This window comes from Micromonospora sp. NPDC047793, from assembly GCF_040642635.1.
Classification (GTDB): Bacteria; Actinomycetota; Actinomycetes; order Mycobacteriales; family Micromonosporaceae; genus Micromonospora.
Window position 1 is genome coordinate 73256 of sequence record NZ_JBEYSG010000001.1, and the last position, 14336, is coordinate 87591.

Annotated in this window: 12 protein-coding genes and 1 tRNA gene; 1 reads left to right on the top strand and 12 read right to left on the bottom strand. The window is 69.4% G+C overall.

Translation table 11 applies throughout. The features are described 5' to 3' along the window. Positions 1–54: 54 nt before the first annotated feature. From ABZ738_RS00335 to ABZ738_RS00390, 12 genes are all read right to left on the bottom strand, one after another. Entirely contained in the window at positions 55–1356 is a 1302-nt protein-coding gene (locus ABZ738_RS00335) for an MFS transporter (protein WP_357210087.1), read from the bottom strand. Then, positions 1353–2597, bottom strand: coding sequence for an ATP-grasp domain-containing protein (locus ABZ738_RS00340; RefSeq protein ID WP_131051604.1), 1245 nt, complete (start codon positions 2595–2597; stop codon positions 1353–1355). Before ABZ738_RS00340 ends, ABZ738_RS00335 begins: the two co-directional genes overlap by 4 nt. Positions 2598–2650: 53 nt before the next feature. Further along, a complete protein-coding gene (locus ABZ738_RS00345; protein ID WP_357210091.1) occupies positions 2651–3685 on the bottom strand; it encodes an Inducer of phenazine A in 1035 nt (344 codons plus the stop codon). A gap of 46 nt (positions 3686–3731) precedes the next feature. After that, positions 3732–4784: a LuxR C-terminal-related transcriptional regulator gene (locus ABZ738_RS00350; protein WP_357210094.1), complete on the bottom strand. Its 1053-nt coding sequence runs from the start codon at positions 4782–4784 to the stop codon at positions 3732–3734. A gap of 7 nt (positions 4785–4791) precedes the next feature. Continuing rightward, the gene (locus tag ABZ738_RS00355) at positions 4792–6027 is read right to left on the bottom strand and encodes a biotin carboxylase (RefSeq protein ID WP_176095457.1); all 1236 of its coding nucleotides are present in this window, start codon (positions 6025–6027) and stop codon (positions 4792–4794) included. 124 nt (positions 6028–6151) lie between these two features. Further along, a complete protein-coding gene (locus tag ABZ738_RS00360) occupies positions 6152–6799 on the bottom strand; it encodes a LysE family translocator (protein ID WP_131051600.1) in 648 nt (215 codons plus the stop codon). A 36-nt stretch (positions 6800–6835) separates the two neighbouring features. Beyond that, complete coding sequence (locus ABZ738_RS00365; protein ID WP_161594902.1) at positions 6836–6976, bottom strand: hypothetical protein; 141 nt, start codon at positions 6974–6976, stop codon at positions 6836–6838. Between the two features lie 31 nt (positions 6977–7007). Then, positions 7008–8843, bottom strand: a complete 1836-nt coding sequence (locus ABZ738_RS00370) for a carbamoyltransferase (protein ID WP_176095456.1) — start codon at positions 8841–8843, stop codon at positions 7008–7010. A gap of 39 nt (positions 8844–8882) precedes the next feature. Continuing rightward, complete coding sequence (locus tag ABZ738_RS00375; protein ID WP_357210098.1) at positions 8883–11063, bottom strand: iron-containing redox enzyme family protein; 2181 nt, start codon at positions 11061–11063, stop codon at positions 8883–8885. 266 nt (positions 11064–11329) lie between these two features. Beyond that, a complete protein-coding gene (locus ABZ738_RS00380) occupies positions 11330–12259 on the bottom strand; it encodes an Inducer of phenazine A (protein WP_236145578.1) in 930 nt (309 codons plus the stop codon). 552 nt (positions 12260–12811) lie between these two features. After that, positions 12812–12885: transfer RNA gene (locus ABZ738_RS00385), tRNA-Pro, on the bottom strand. Between the two features lie 67 nt (positions 12886–12952). Further along, positions 12953–13846, bottom strand: a complete 894-nt coding sequence (locus ABZ738_RS00390; protein ID WP_131051596.1) for a metallophosphoesterase — start codon at positions 13844–13846, stop codon at positions 12953–12955. A gap of 25 nt (positions 13847–13871) precedes the next feature. Here ABZ738_RS00390 and ABZ738_RS00395 point away from each other — a divergent pair, with 25 nt between their 5' ends. Beyond that, the gene (locus ABZ738_RS00395) at positions 13872–14327 is read left to right on the top strand and encodes a GatB/YqeY domain-containing protein (RefSeq protein WP_131051595.1); all 456 of its coding nucleotides are present in this window, start codon (positions 13872–13874) and stop codon (positions 14325–14327) included. Positions 14328–14336 lie beyond the last annotated feature (9 nt).

Consider the following 14336-nt stretch of genomic DNA (forward strand, 5'->3'; position numbering starts at 1 on the left):
CTAGAACTGTTGGAGTCAGGATGACACACCCGGCGGGCCCGACGGAAGCCCGCCTCATCGGGAACCGACGCCGTCCGGGTCGCGTCGACGCTCCCGGCGTCCGGGCCGGGTGCTGCTCCGATCCGTACCCGGGTCGTCGTCGCCCGGGTCGCCACGCATGGTCCGCAGCGGCGAGAAGTAGACCGGCAGGACGGCGACCAGGCTGAGTCCGGCCCCCACCCACAGGGCCTCCCGGAGCCCGACGCGTTCCCCGAGGAACCCGCCGAGGAACGAGCCGATCGGCATGGCCCCGAAGATGAGGAAGCGGATGGTGGCGTTCATCCGGCCCTGCAACTCCTGCGGACACAGTTGCTGGCGGATCGCCATGCTGTTCACGTTGTTGATGACCAGGCCGGTGGAGACCAACGCGTTGCCCGCCCCGGCGAGCCAGAGACGCCAGTCGGCGTCGGCGAGCGGCACGACCAGACCGGAGACGCCGGCCACCGCCATGCCCACCCAGACCGCCGGCCCCGGGCCGATCCGGGCGCTGACCCGCCGGACGAGGAACGCCCCGACCAGCCCGCCCAGTCCGCCGACGGCGAACCACAGTCCCACCGTTCCCGGCGCGATGCGCAGCTGCTGGGCGAGCAGCACCACCACCGCCGTTCCGGTGACGAACACCCCGAGGTTGAACAGGGCACCCGAGACGGCGAGCGCGCGCAGCGACCGGTGCCCGAAGACGAACGACAGCCCCTGCCGGATCTCCCGAACCAGGTGGCGGTCGGTCCCGCGCGCGGGAACGGACTCCCGCATCCGGATCCGGCAGAGCACCACCGCCGAGGTCAGGTAGCCGCCCGCGACGGTGAGCACCGCGAGCGGCGCCCCCAGCCACTGGATCAGGTAGCCGCCGAGCGTGGGACCGCCGATCTGGGCCACCGACCGGGTGCTCTCCAGCTTCGCGTTGCCCTCGACCAACTGCCCGCGTTCGAGCAGCAGCGGCAGGTAGCTCACGTACGCCGTCTCGAACAGCAGCGTCCCCACGCTCACCCCCAGCGCGACCACGTACAACTGGGTCAGGGAGAGCACCCCCAGGTAGGCCGCCACCGGCACCCACGCCAACAGCAGACCTCGCCCGAGGTTCGCCACGATCATGACGGGACGCTTGCGCCGCCGATCCACCCACGCCCCGGCGGGCAGGCCGACCACGAGGAACGCCACGGTCTGGAACGTCGCCAGCAGTCCGGCCTCGAACGCGGTCGCGTCCAGGGCCAGGATCGCCACCAGGGGCAGGCCGACCCGGCTGAAGTGCGCGCCGAACTGCCCCAGGGTCTGCGTGGTCCACAGCAGCCGGAAGTCGTGATGCCGTAGGAGGGTCACGTGTGGAACTGGATCTGCTGGTCGACCAGGACACAGGTGGCGATCGCCGAGTCGGCGTCCGCGCCGGTGGCCAGCACGTACCCGGAGCTGCAGTCCGCGAGCGTCTGGATCGGGGTGATCACGTCGCCCGGGTTCTTGTGCACGACCGCGCCGACCGGGACGTCGACCAGCTCGCCGAGCAGCGGGAGGTACACGTCGGCCATCTCGCCGGGCGGGACCCGCTTGACCACCGCCGGGATGTCCTCGGCGACCGTGACGGCACGGATCTCCCCGGGCTCGGGCCGCAGGAACCGGATGGCGGCACCCGCCGTGGGCCGCGGAGACTCGGCGGGCAGCGCGTCGATGCCGAGCGGCACCGTCAGCCACATCCGGGCCAGGTCCAGGCCGTAGGCCCGGCGGACCAGCTCAGGGATGGCGTGCCCACCCATCCGGGCGTGCGACTCCAGCACCCGGGGACCCCGGTCGGTCAGGACGAACTCGCTGTGCGAAGGGCCCTCGGTGAGTTCGACCGCGTCCAGCAGGCGCACGGTGAGGTCCCGAAGCTCCTCCAGGTACGGCACGACGAGCCGGCTCGGCACGCTGACCTGCCACTCCACGTGGTACGAGTTGACCAGGTACTCGGAGTAGCCGACGGGCAGGTGCCGACCGCCGAAGGAGAACGACTCCACGCTCACCACCGGGCCGGCGAGGAACTCCTCGGCGAGCACCGAGGTGTTGCCGGCCTCGGTGTGCACGCGCCACGCGTGGCCCAGCTCGGCCGCGTCCGCCACCCGCAGGATGTTCCGGCTGGCGGCCCCGTCGACCGGTTTGAGGACGACCGGACCGCCGACCTCCGCGAGGAAGTCGCGCGCCTCGCGTTCGGTGCGCACCACGCGGTAGCGGACCGGGCTCAGGTCGTACTTGGCGAGCCGCTCGCGCATCAGCGCCTTGTCCTTGAGCAGGCGGGCGGTCTTCTCCGAGGTGCCGGGCAGGCCCAGGCCGTCCACCACGTGTCCGGTGGGCACACCCCACGGCTCGGAGACGGTCAGCACCCGGTCGAAGGGGCGTTCGTCGTGCAGCGGGCGCAGCACGTCGAGCATCGCCTCGCCGTCGGCCAGCGGCGCGTGCACGATCCGCTCGCAGTGCTGCCGGATCGACTCCTCGTACTGCCCCGGTTGATGCACCAGGACGACGTCGACGCCCAGGTCCTTGGCTCCCTTGATCGGGGCGGGACGACCACCGATCACGGCTACTCTAAGCATCAGTCGCGCACCTTCTCGTGGGATGGAACGGCTGCCCGGTCATCGCAGCCGGCTCAGGAGAGGCCGAGCTGCTCGGCGAGCAGCGCGGCGACGATGTCGTTGCCCTCGTCGGTCAGGTGGGCCCGGTCGACGTACAGCCAGGACCGGTCGGTCACGGCCGCGCGCAGGACCGGGTTGAGGTTCACGAAGCGGACGCCCTGCCGCTCGCAGGCCGGTGCCAGCGCGTCGGCGTACCGCTGCCCGGCCGCCACCGAGGAGACGTCGCCGTAGAGGGCCTCCCAGGTGCCCAGCTTGGAGATCCGGTCCAGCTCGTCGAAGATCAGCTTCTCCTCCGGCGCGGGCTCGGCCCGCAGCCAGGTGGCCATCGGTTGCAACACGAAGGAGACCCGGGCGCCGGTGGCGGCGGCGAGCACCTGCCAGCTCGCGAGATGCCTGCCGACCAGGTCGACCGCGCTGGCGATCGCCTCGTCGAGTTCCGGACGGACCTCGTCCGGCGACGGCCACGAGGGGACGGTCGGCTTGGCCCGGCGACCGAAACCACGCGACGTCTTGCGGTGCCTGGCCCGGACCTCCTCCATCTGTTCGAAGAACTCGCCGCAGAAGTAGAACGGCCCCTGGTCGGCGCGGTGCATCTCGACCAGCCGGGACATCACCAGCGTGTTGAACCCGCTCAGGATGACGATCTCCTCGACCGGCGGCAGCAGGTGCCGGTAGAGCAGGAACAACAGCAGTTCCTGGGTCGAGTTGTAGCAGTGGCCGGCATAGGTGAGCCACGGGCGGGACGAGGCGTGCTTCGTCCACAACCGCGACGCCATCGTGGCCGCGTCGCTGGTGGAGCCGTACCCGAGCGGGACGGAACCGCCGACCAGCAGGCGGACCGGCCCCTCGGGCAGGGTGCTACCGACCGAGGCCTGCTCGTCGACACCGTGGGAGATACGGAAGCCGAGCCGGTCGGTGTTGATCGCCTCCGACCGGTAGTCCGGCCGGTTGAAGTACATCAGGTACGGGAGGTACTGCGTCTCCCCACGGGACGCGAAGTCGTCGTACTGCAGCATCTGCGGCGTCAGGATCTCGCGCTGGAGTTTCACGTCGTCGGTTCTCCTTGTCGGATGGGGGTGGAGAGAGGCGGAGGGGTCACCAGAGCGGGCTGATGTCGGTCCGGCTGGACTGGTCGGAGTCCGCCACCTCGTCGGCGAGGATCCCGAGCTGAGCGATCCTGATGCCGGCCTGGAACCGGCTCGACACCTGGAGACCCTTGAGGATCGAGGAGATGTGCCGTCGGCAGGTCCGCAGCGCCATGCCCAGCCGGTTGGCGATGGCCTCGTCCTTGAGCCCGGCGGCCATCAGTCGGAGGATCGCCATCCTGGTGCCCAGCGACACCTCGTCCATCTGGTCCTCGGCGAGTTCGAGCGGGACCGCGTTGGCCCAGAGGTGCGTGAACGTGCGGTGCAGGTACTCCACCACCAGGTCGTCGGAGATGACGGCGGCAGCGTGATCCGCACCCGGTGCGTCGACCGGAACGAACGCCACCCGTCGGTCGAAGATGATCAGACGTTCGAAACTCGCCGCCGTGGTGCGGATGCCACCGCCGTACGCCGCGACCGCCTTGGCCCGGGCCGTGAGACCCGGGTTCGCGCGGGCGGTGTGGTGGTACACGAACTGGCAGCGGAGCCCGCGTACGAAGATCGAGGTCACCGACGCCTCCGAGGCGCTGAACTGGTCCGTCGACCGTGGACCTCCCGGACGCAGCGAGAGGATCTCGGTGGCGCAGCGCAGGATCGCCGAGTCGATCTCGTCACGGATCGCCTTCTCGCCCTGGACGACCCGTACGCCCTCGTGCTGCCTGCCGTTCTCGGCCAGCCGTCGGCCGATCGACTGGAGCACCCGGCTGTTGGCGGCCATCGCCTGTTCCCGCTCGCGGATCTCGTCGGTGAGCGGTGCGTTGAGGATGCTCAGGGCGACATCGGGATGCACTGCGGTCAGGCCGCCGTCCTCGTCGCGGGAGAGCAGCCGGCGTCGGACCAGGTTCTCGCAGGCGTGTGCCCACTCGCCCCGGCTCATGCCGGTCTCCGGCGGCGGGCGGTCGGCGTGCAGCCGACTGCCCAGCACCGCATGTTCGTACGCGGCGGACTCGACGCTGTCGAGGGGGCCACGCTGCTGGTGGAGGTAGGACAAGGAGGTGCTCATCGTGGCGTCAGCGTGCCGACGGCAGGTCCGACCGGCTGGGCACGCACTCCAACCAGAGTTGGCCCGCCGTACGCCGGATGGCCTTCTCCACGTCGTCGGTGGCCGCACCGGAGAACCGGAACCGCGCGCCGACGTGCTCGTAGCCGCCGGCCTTGGGGATCTCGGTGCCGACGGCCGGGATCACCCGGGCGTAGGGCCACTCGGCCGCCGGCAGGTCGAGTTCCGCGACGGTGATCCGGCAGGGCGCGGGCACCGGCGTCGGCACCAGCAGCCAACCGCCGACCCGCTGATCGCTGATCTGCCGCACGATCGGGTTGCGGCCGAGCTGGATGTGGATCGCCGCTTCCATCAGGTCGACGCCGTGCACCTCGCGCCAGACGAACGGGATCTCGGCGCCACCCACCCGGGAGCCCGCCTCCAGGAAGTTGATCCGGACGGTGCCGTCGGCCTCGGTGCCGACGAACGCCTCCATGTGGAACACCCACGGTGCGTCACCGAAGGCGGCGCAGGCGTCGGCGAGGAACCCGCCGAGCGGACCGAGCAGGTCGGCGTCGTCCACCTCGACCGAACCGAGCACGTCCCCGGCGGCGAACTCCATGCAGGTGTTCACGTAGCGCGACGCCCGCCAGGGACCCAGTTCGGCACCGGTCCACAGGCCGTCGATGTGGAAGACCTGGTCCGGGCAGAAGGTCTGCACCATCCGGGGTTCGGGTGGCAACCGGTCGAGTGTGACCAGGTCGTCGACCGAGTTCAGCCGCAGCACGTCCCGGCTGGCCGTGCCCCGACGGGGTTTGACGATCAACGGCCAGCCGTGGGAGTCGGCGAAGCGTACGACGGCCTGGGTGTCCGGTGCGTCGGCGAACGCCGGGATGGCGACGCCGCCGCGCACGACGGTCTCCGCCATGACCAGTTTGTCGCGGAACCGGGCCAGCCGGTCGGGACGGTCACCGGCCACCCCCAGGTGGGCGCGTAGCTCGGCCGCCGTGTCCAGGTCACCTTCGTTGAGGGCGACGATCCGTTCCGGGACGCCGAATCGCGCGATCAACCCGTCGGCGGCGGCGCTCACCAGATCCAGGCGGTCGGTGGCGGCGACGAGCGCCACGGCCGCTGCCGACGCGGGTACGGCGGCCGTGGCCAGTTCGGTGCAGACGTACGTGACGTGGTGCAGGTCGTGGTCGAGGTATTCCGCGTATCCCGCATAGTGATCGCGCCAGCGGTGAATGATCAGAATGTGCGGCTTCATCGGGGCGTGCTCCTCGCCTTTCCGTCGATCCCACGATTCGAATGGGTGGCGAGTTCGCCACCGTTCACGTAGTCAGGAAGTCGCTCGGCGGCACGCAGTAATTGCCCGACGTTGCCGGAATCGACTATTGCGGTACCGATGCCTCCGTCCGGTCGAAGGCCATGCTCGCCGCGAGACCGATCAGAACGGTGCCCATCATGTAGCGCTGGGCCCGCAGCCAGGCCGGCTTCCGGGCGAGGAAGGCGGCGACCGAACCCGCGGTGAGCACGATGAGGCAGTTGACGGTCAGTGCCACCGTGATCTGGATCAGCCCCAGGGAGAGGCTCTGCGTCGCGATGTCGCCCTTGGCCGGGTCGACGAACTGCGGGAGGAGTGACACGTACAGCACTGCGATCTTGGGGTTGAGCAGGTTGGTCATCAGGCCCATCGTGAACAGCTTCCGGGTCCCGTCGACGGGCAGGTCCTTGGGCGCGAAGGCCGACTGGCCACCGGGCTTGAGGGCGTTCCACGCGAGCCACAGCAGGTAGCACGCGCCCGCGATCTTGATCGTCGTGTAGAGCGCGGGCACCAGCGCGAACACCGCCGAGACACCGGTCACCGCGGCAAGCAGGTAGACGAAGAAGCCGACGGCGACCCCGAGCAGGGAGACCAGGCCGGCCGGGCGGCCCTGGGTGATCGACCGGGACACCAGATAGATCATGTTCGGCCCCGGGGTGAGCACCATTGCCAGGGCGACAGCGGCGATGCCGAGCCCTGCGTTGACGTCGATCACGTCTTTTCTCCTGCTTCGGATAATGGGCAGCCGAAATCACAGCGGCCGTTCGTGGAAATCCCAGTAGGTGCTCAGCTCCGGCTGCAGTTTTCGGCGCAGCGGGTCGCGAAACACCCGGAAGAATATACCAACCGGAACGAATATCAGAAGATAGGCCAGGATCCACAGAAGTTTCATGATCAACCCTCGTCGGTGCGGAATCGGTCGGTCAGTCCAGGGCGATCTCGTCGCGCCAGTCGCCCTGCTCCCGCCATGCGGGCTGATCGGCCTTGTGCAGGAGGAAGTTGCCCATGGCGAGCAGGTCGATGTTGGTCCGCATGAAGCACTGGTAGGCATCGTGCGGAGTGGCGACGATCGGCTCGCCCCGGACGTTGAACGAGGTGTTCACCAGCACCGGGCAGCCGGTGATCTGCTTGAACGAGGTCAGCAGCCGGTGGTAGGTCGGATTGGACCGTGCCGTGACCGTCTGCACCCGCGCCGAGTGGTCCACGTGGGTCACCGCCGGGATCGTGGAACGGTGCACCTTCAGCCGGTCCAGGCCGGTGGCCGACGCCGACTCCGACACCGCCCGGCGCTGCCGCCCGGCGACCGGCGCCACGAGCAGCATGTACGGGCTCTCCTGGGCCAGGTCGAAGTACTCCTCGACGTCCTCGGCCAGGACCGACGGCGCGAACGGCCGGAACGACTCCCGAAACTTGATCTTCAAGTTCATCGTCGACTGCATGTCGACGTCGCGCGGGTCACCGATGATCGACCTGGCGCCCAGAGCCCGGGGGCCGAACTCCATCCGGCCCTGGAACCAGCCGACGATCTTGCCGGAGGCCAACTCCTCCGCCACGTTTTTGGCGATGGCGTCCTCGGCCAGCCGGGTGTACGGCACACCCAGACCGTCCAGGAAACGGGCGATCTCCTCGTCGTCGAACGCGGGACCGAGCAGGGCGGAGGACATGCCGTCGCCGCCCTCGGCGAGGTGCGCGCGCGGCGCACCCCACTCCGTCGCCACCATCAGGGCGGCACCCAACGCGCCACCGGCGTCACCGGCGGCGGGTTGCACCCACACCGAGTCGAAGAGGCGCTCCCGGACGACCTTGCCGTTGGCCACGCAGTTCAGTGCCACGCCGCCGGCCAGACACAGGTTGGTCTCCCCGGTCAGCTCGCGGGCGGTCCGCGCCAGCCGGGTCACCACCTCCTCGGTCACCAGCTGCACGGAGGCGGCCAGGTCGAACTCCCGCTCGGTCAGCGGGCTCTCCGGCTCGCGCCGGGGGCCACCGAACAACCGCTCGAACCCCCGGCCGGTCATGACGCGACCGCGCAGGAACTCGAAGTTGCGCATGTTCAGCCGGAACGAACCGTCGTCCTTGACGTCGATCAGGTGCTGCCGGATCACGTCCGCGTAGCGCGGCACACCGTACGGGGCCAGCCCCATGAGCTTGTACTCGCCCGAGTCGACCTTGAACCCGCAGAAGTAGGTGAAGGCCGAGTAGAGCATGCCCAACGAGTGCGGGTACCGGATCTCCGCCACCTGACGCAGCTCGCTGCCCCGACCGTGCCACAGCGTGGTGGTCGCCCACTCGCCGACACCGTCGATGCAGAGCACCGCCGCCGACTCGTACGGGCTGGGCAGGAACGCGGAGGCGGCGTGCGACTCGTGGTGCCGTCGTACGCTGATCTCCGGCACCTCGGCCGACCCCAGCGCGGCCAACGACCGGCGGACCTCTCCGATCGTGTCGCGCTTCCAGGACATCCACTCCGGCAGGACCCTGGTGAACGCCTCCAGCGAGAACGGAGCCGATCCGGCGAAACTCGTCAGCACCCGGCCGAACTTCAGCTCCGGGTCCTCGTAGTAGGCGACGGCGTCCACGTCGCGCAGCGTGACGCCGCCCTCGGCCAGGCAGTACCGGACGGCCTCGGCCGGAAAGGCCGGGTCGTGGCGCTTACGGGTGAACCTCTCCTCCTGGGCGGCCGCGATGGGCGTGCCGTCCCGCACCAGCACCGCCGCGCTGTCGTGGTAGTAGGCGGACAACCCCAGAACCAGCTTTCCCACGGGCGTTCCCCTCGGTTGTGGGTGTGGGCGGGTGGACGGTCAGATGGCGGCGAGTGACCTGCTGGCCCTGCGGGCGCGGCGAAACGCCCGTCGAGCCAGCAGACCCGTCGGCGGGTTGAGCGAGCGGAAGCCGGTGCGAACCCGGTCCCAGACCTCGGTGACCGCCTGCGCGCCGTGGGACACCGGCAGCGAGGCGAGATAGGTGTCGACGGCATCGGCGGCCCAGGCGGAATGCCCGGTGGCGACGTTGTCGATGGTGTTGTGGATGTCCACGAACTTCGTGGAGAAGCCGTAGCTCTTCAACGCCTGACGTGCCCGGCGGTACGTCCCGCCCACGCCGGACAGCTCCATGGCCAGGTTCAACCCGAGGATCTCCGGCAGGAACGTACGCGGAAAGCGCCCGATGCTGAGCCAGTACACCGGCAGCTCGAAGGACTCGTCCCGGAATCCGTCCCACTCGGCGAACTCCCGCGACGCGGTCGGCGGCACCCGGACGTCCATCTCGGCGAGCACTTCCCGATAGATCAACGGGTGGTTCATCCGTGGCACGCCGTTGCCGAGCTCGTCCCAGTAGGTCTCGAACAGGAAGTAGCCCTGCTCCGACGCCGCGTGCTCGTAGTCGGTGAACCCCTGGAGCCAGGCACCGTCGATCAACGTCAACGGGGCCAGCTGCACGGTGGAGTCGACGAGATCCTCCCGGGACGGCATCGGCGCGCCGGCCGACTCCTCGAAGTCACGCCCCTGCCGGTCGTGCTGCTCGACGAGCCAGGGCCGCAGCCCCTCCCGGCCCCACACGTCGGGCAGGCGCTGCGGGTCGGAGGCCATGTTGTGCCGGGACCGCGCCAGCCAGCCCCGCACGTAGTCGACGGCGAACCGGCGGACGGCAGGGGTGTCCGTCCGCTGCTGGAGGAGGTGGTACGCCTCCCGGACGTCGACGGGCTCCCGGTCGTTCGCGACCGGACCGGCCGTGACCGGGGCCAGCAGCTCCGGGGAGACCGTGTGCACGTCGTGGACCGGTCCGGGGTGATCGCGCACCGGCTGCCCGGTGGGGAGCGAGTCGATCCACCGGCGGATGACGACCAGATCGGCCGGGGAGAACACCCGGAACATCGGGCCCCGTTCCCCGACGAGGCCGTTGACCAGCGGACTCTGTACGGAGCGGCCCGGTTTGACCAGACGGCTGGCGGCCAGCTCGGCCAGCAACCCGCGCGGATCCGTCCGAGCCTCCTCCAACCAGTTCGACAGCGAACGGTCCCCGACGGTGAAGTCCCGGTGGTAGACGGCGCCCTCGCGGGCCCGATGGCGGAGCAGCTCGGCCATCTCGTACGCCGGGTCGAGGGCCTCCTCCAACTCGGCGAAGAGGCTCCTGCTCCACCTGTCCAGCACGGTGAGCGCCCACCGGAAACCGTCGCGTACCCGGGCCAGCTCCCCGTCGTCGAACCCGTGCTCGACGACGTCCAGGCAGAGCTCCAACCCGGTACGCGCCGCGCCGTCCCGGCCGGCGGACGGATCGATCGCGCTCCACTCCACGAGCTGCGGATGCGCCTGACGTACCAGCCGCAACGCGGGCAGTAGCCCGACCGTCCGCAGGCACAGGTCGGCGCCGATGATCTCGGGGCGGAAGTCGGCCGGTCTCCGGCTCATGGCCAGCAGCATCGCGGGCAGATAGAAGTGGTGGTCGGCCACCCGAGGGTCGTGCACCAGCCGGGCCACCGGCACCGCGTGCTCGGAGAGGTGCAGGTGCCGGAGCAGGGTCAGGTAGACGCTGCCCCGGGAGTCCTGCGGCCGGCCGACGCCGACGTCCGACGCGTACAGGGTCAGGATGCGCAGTGTGGTCGCGTCGTCCGCGTTGCCCGGCGCACTCTGCCACTGCAACCAGGCGCCCGACCGCAGCGCGAGCGGTGCCACCGCGAGCGCGGTGCGGCGGACGAGGGACTCGGTGGCCGGCGGAGCCGAGGCCGTCGCGCCCAACTCCTCGAACCGGCGGGACTCGGCGGTCGACCAGCGCACCGCCTCGTCCCGGAGCACGTCCAACGGGGTCGGCGACGACTCGCGATCTGCCACGTTACTGATCTCGGCCCGCAGCCGTGTCACGAACGGGTCGCCGGGAAAGGAGGTCTCGGGGTCGACCGCGATGACGAAGAGCTCGCGGGACCGGGCCTGCTGATCAAGCGGTCGGGCCGTATGTCGACCTGACTGACCGACTTCTTTCGTTGACACTGCCAGCTCCTGGCTCTATTCGTGTCTGGTATCTCGAAACAATGTGGTAACCAAATGTGTGCGGAATCTGGACGGCACGGATGGCCCGCGCGACGAACGTGCCATTCGTCGTGACGGGAAAGGTGTCGCCGTCTTCGCAGAAGCTAGAACATGGGGTAGATCGAGGCGTCGTTCTTCGGCTTCTTCTTGCGACCGAAGATCTTGTTAAGAATTCTGCGCACCACGTTCATCTTTCTGCCCTCACCTGAGTCGGACCCGTGTCGGTCCTAGGACGAGAAATTCAACTGTTCGGCCAACAGCCGGGCCACCAGGTCTAACCCGTGGTCGGTCATGTGGGCCCGGTTGACAAACAGCCAGCTGTCGTCCTTGACGCTGGTCGCGAGGAGGGGGTTGATGTCCAGAAACCCGACGTCGATCTTCTCGCAGCCCAGTTGCAGCAGCTCCGCATATCTGCGGACCGATTCCCGGGTGGCGATGTCGCCGAACAACTCCCAGAAGTTCGAGATCTTGTCCAGCTCGTCGAAGAGGCACTTCTCCGGTGGCGCGGCCGTCTCGCGTACCCAGGTTGCCAGCGGTTGCAGCACGAACGTGATCCTGGTGTCGGTCGCGGCGGCGAGTTGCTTCCACGACTCCAGGTGCCGCACGGTCAGCGCGGCGGCGTCCGCGATGCGTACCTCCAGCGGGCGGACCGGTTCGTCGCCGCCGGTCGACGAGGTGCCGGAGCCGAAGGGATGCGTCCGGTGCTGGGACCTGAGCTTGTCCATCTGGCCGAAGAAGTCACCGCAGTTGAAGAACGCGCCGTCGTCGCCGCGCTGGGCGGCGGGTAGGCGCGCCAGGGCCAGGTTGTTGAGCCCGGACACGATCACGATCTCCTCCACCGGCGGCAGCAGATGCCGGTAGAAGAGGAAGAGCAGCAGCTCCTGGGCCGAGGAATGGCTGCGTCCCGCGAAGTTCAACCAGGGCAGCGACGGTGCGTGGGCGGTCCACAGTCGCGAGGCGAGTGTCGCCTGGTCGCAGGTGGCTCCGATGCCCATCGCCATGGAACTGCCGGCCAACAACCGGATCGGGCCGTCGGCCGGCTCCCCGCCCGCCGAGGCGTACCCGTCGGCGCCGTGCGAGATGCGAAAACCGAGACGATCCGTATTGATGACGGGAGAGCGGTAGTGCACGCGGTGAAAATGCATCACATAGGACATCCAGCGAGCCTGGCCGCGCTGGTCGAAATCATCGTAAACAAGCATCTGCGGGGTCAACTCGGAGCGCGCCGAGCTTGGACAACGCACTGTTCCCCCCATTGGAAATTATCAGCCGGGGTCCCCAACCCATCTACGGCCGTTGTTGCGTGAGTACGGTAACACGCTCAGTGGTGGAGGAAAAAGGGTCGACCCCAGGAATTATCGCCTGTCTGGTTTATCCTGGCTTGAGTGGAGGATTACCGAACCAGCAAACATTGAACTGATCTCAGCGACTTTGCGCGTAGGTATTTGTGTTCGAACGAGGTGCCCCGATTGTGGTGGCGGCCGTGCCGAGTGAGGTCAGGCGGCCTTTCGGGCGTTCTCGGACTGTAGTGCACCACGACCGTTCTCGGGGGGTGGGACGCGGGGGGCGATGCGAGGCCCGGAGCGTTCGACCGAATGGTGTGCACTGTCCGACCGGCCGGCCCACGGGTGCGCCCCCGTGCAGGACCGCTGCCCTGCACACGAGTGAGGCCCTGACCGGCGAGAATGCCGGTCAGGGCCTCACATCTGTCGGGGTGGCCGGATTCGAACCGACGACCTCTTCGTCCCGAACGAAGCGCGCTACCAAGCTGCGCCACACCCCGAGGCGTGCGGACAAATACTAGCCCACCCGCCCCGGGGGTCAAACTCGGTACCCCCGGGGCCGGAGGGTCAGCGGGGGATGAGGGTGAGCAGGGTGGCCTCGGGCGGGCAGGCGAACCGGACCGGGGCGGTCGGATGGGTACCGAGGCCGGCGGAGACGTGCAGCCAGGAGTCCGAGCCGGGCCAGCGGTGCAGGCCCTTTGCCATCGACCGGGGCAGCCCGCAGTTGGTCACCAGCGCGCCCACACCCGGTACGCACACCTGGCCGCCGTGGGTGTGCCCGGCGAGCAGCAGCCCGAAGCCGTCGGCGGCCATCTCGTCGAGCAGCGCCGGTTCGGGGGAGTGGGTCAGGGCGATGGAGAGATCGGCCGAGGCGGAGACCGGACCGGCCACCGAGGGGTAGTCGTCGCGTTCGATGTGCGGGTCGTCCACGCCGGCCATGTCGATCGTCCGGCCACCGGCCTTGAGCGTCACCCGCCGGTTGTTCAGGTCGGTCCAGCCCGCCCCGCTGAAGACGTCGCGCAGCTCCTCGTAGGGCAGCTCGACGCCCTCGGTGTACTCCCGGTCGGGCAGGAAGTAGCTGAACGGGTTCTTCAGCACCGGCCCGGTGTAGTCGTTGGAGCCGAAGACGAAGGCACCCGGGTAGTCGAGCAGCGGTTGCAGCGCCCGCAGGACACCCGGCACCGCTCCCGGGTGGGCCATGTTGTCACCGGTGACCACGACCAGGTCGGGGTCGAGGGCGGCCAACGAGGCCACCCAGTTCTGCTTGCGTACCTGGTTGGGGGTCATGTGCAGGTCGGAGAGGTGCAGGACGCGCAGCGGCTCGGTGCCGGTCGGCAGCACCGGGACGTCGAAGCGCCGGAGGGTGAACATGTTGCGCTCGACGAGGGACGCGTACGCCAGGGCGGCGGCGCCCGTCGCGACGGTGGCGGTCGCGAGCCGGAATAGTGTGCGCTTTCGCATGCCGATCAGGGTAGTTTGGGCGACCATGAGCACGCTGAAGGACCGCCTCACCGCCGACATGCGCGCCGCCCTCAAGGCCCGCGACGAGCTGACCACCTCCACCCTGCGGATGGCCCTGGCCGCCGTGGGCACGGCCGAGGTCTCCGGCAAGGCCAAGCGTGAGCTCAGCGACGACGAGGTGCTGGGCGTGCTGACCAAGGAGGCCAAGAAGCGCCGCGAGGCGGCCACCGCCTTCGCCGACGCGGGTCGCGCCGAGCAGTCCGCCAAGGAGACCGCCGAGGGCGAGGTGCTGGAGCGCTACCTGCCGAAGCAGCTCTCCGACGCCGAGCTGACCGAGCTTGTCGCGGGGGCACTCGCCGGGGGCGGGTTCACCGGCAAGGCACAGATGGGCCCGGCCATGAAGGCGGCCCAGGCTGCGACGGCCGGCCGGGCCGAGGGCGGTCGGGTTGCCGCCGAGGTACGCCGACAGCTCGGTCTCTGACACGTCACC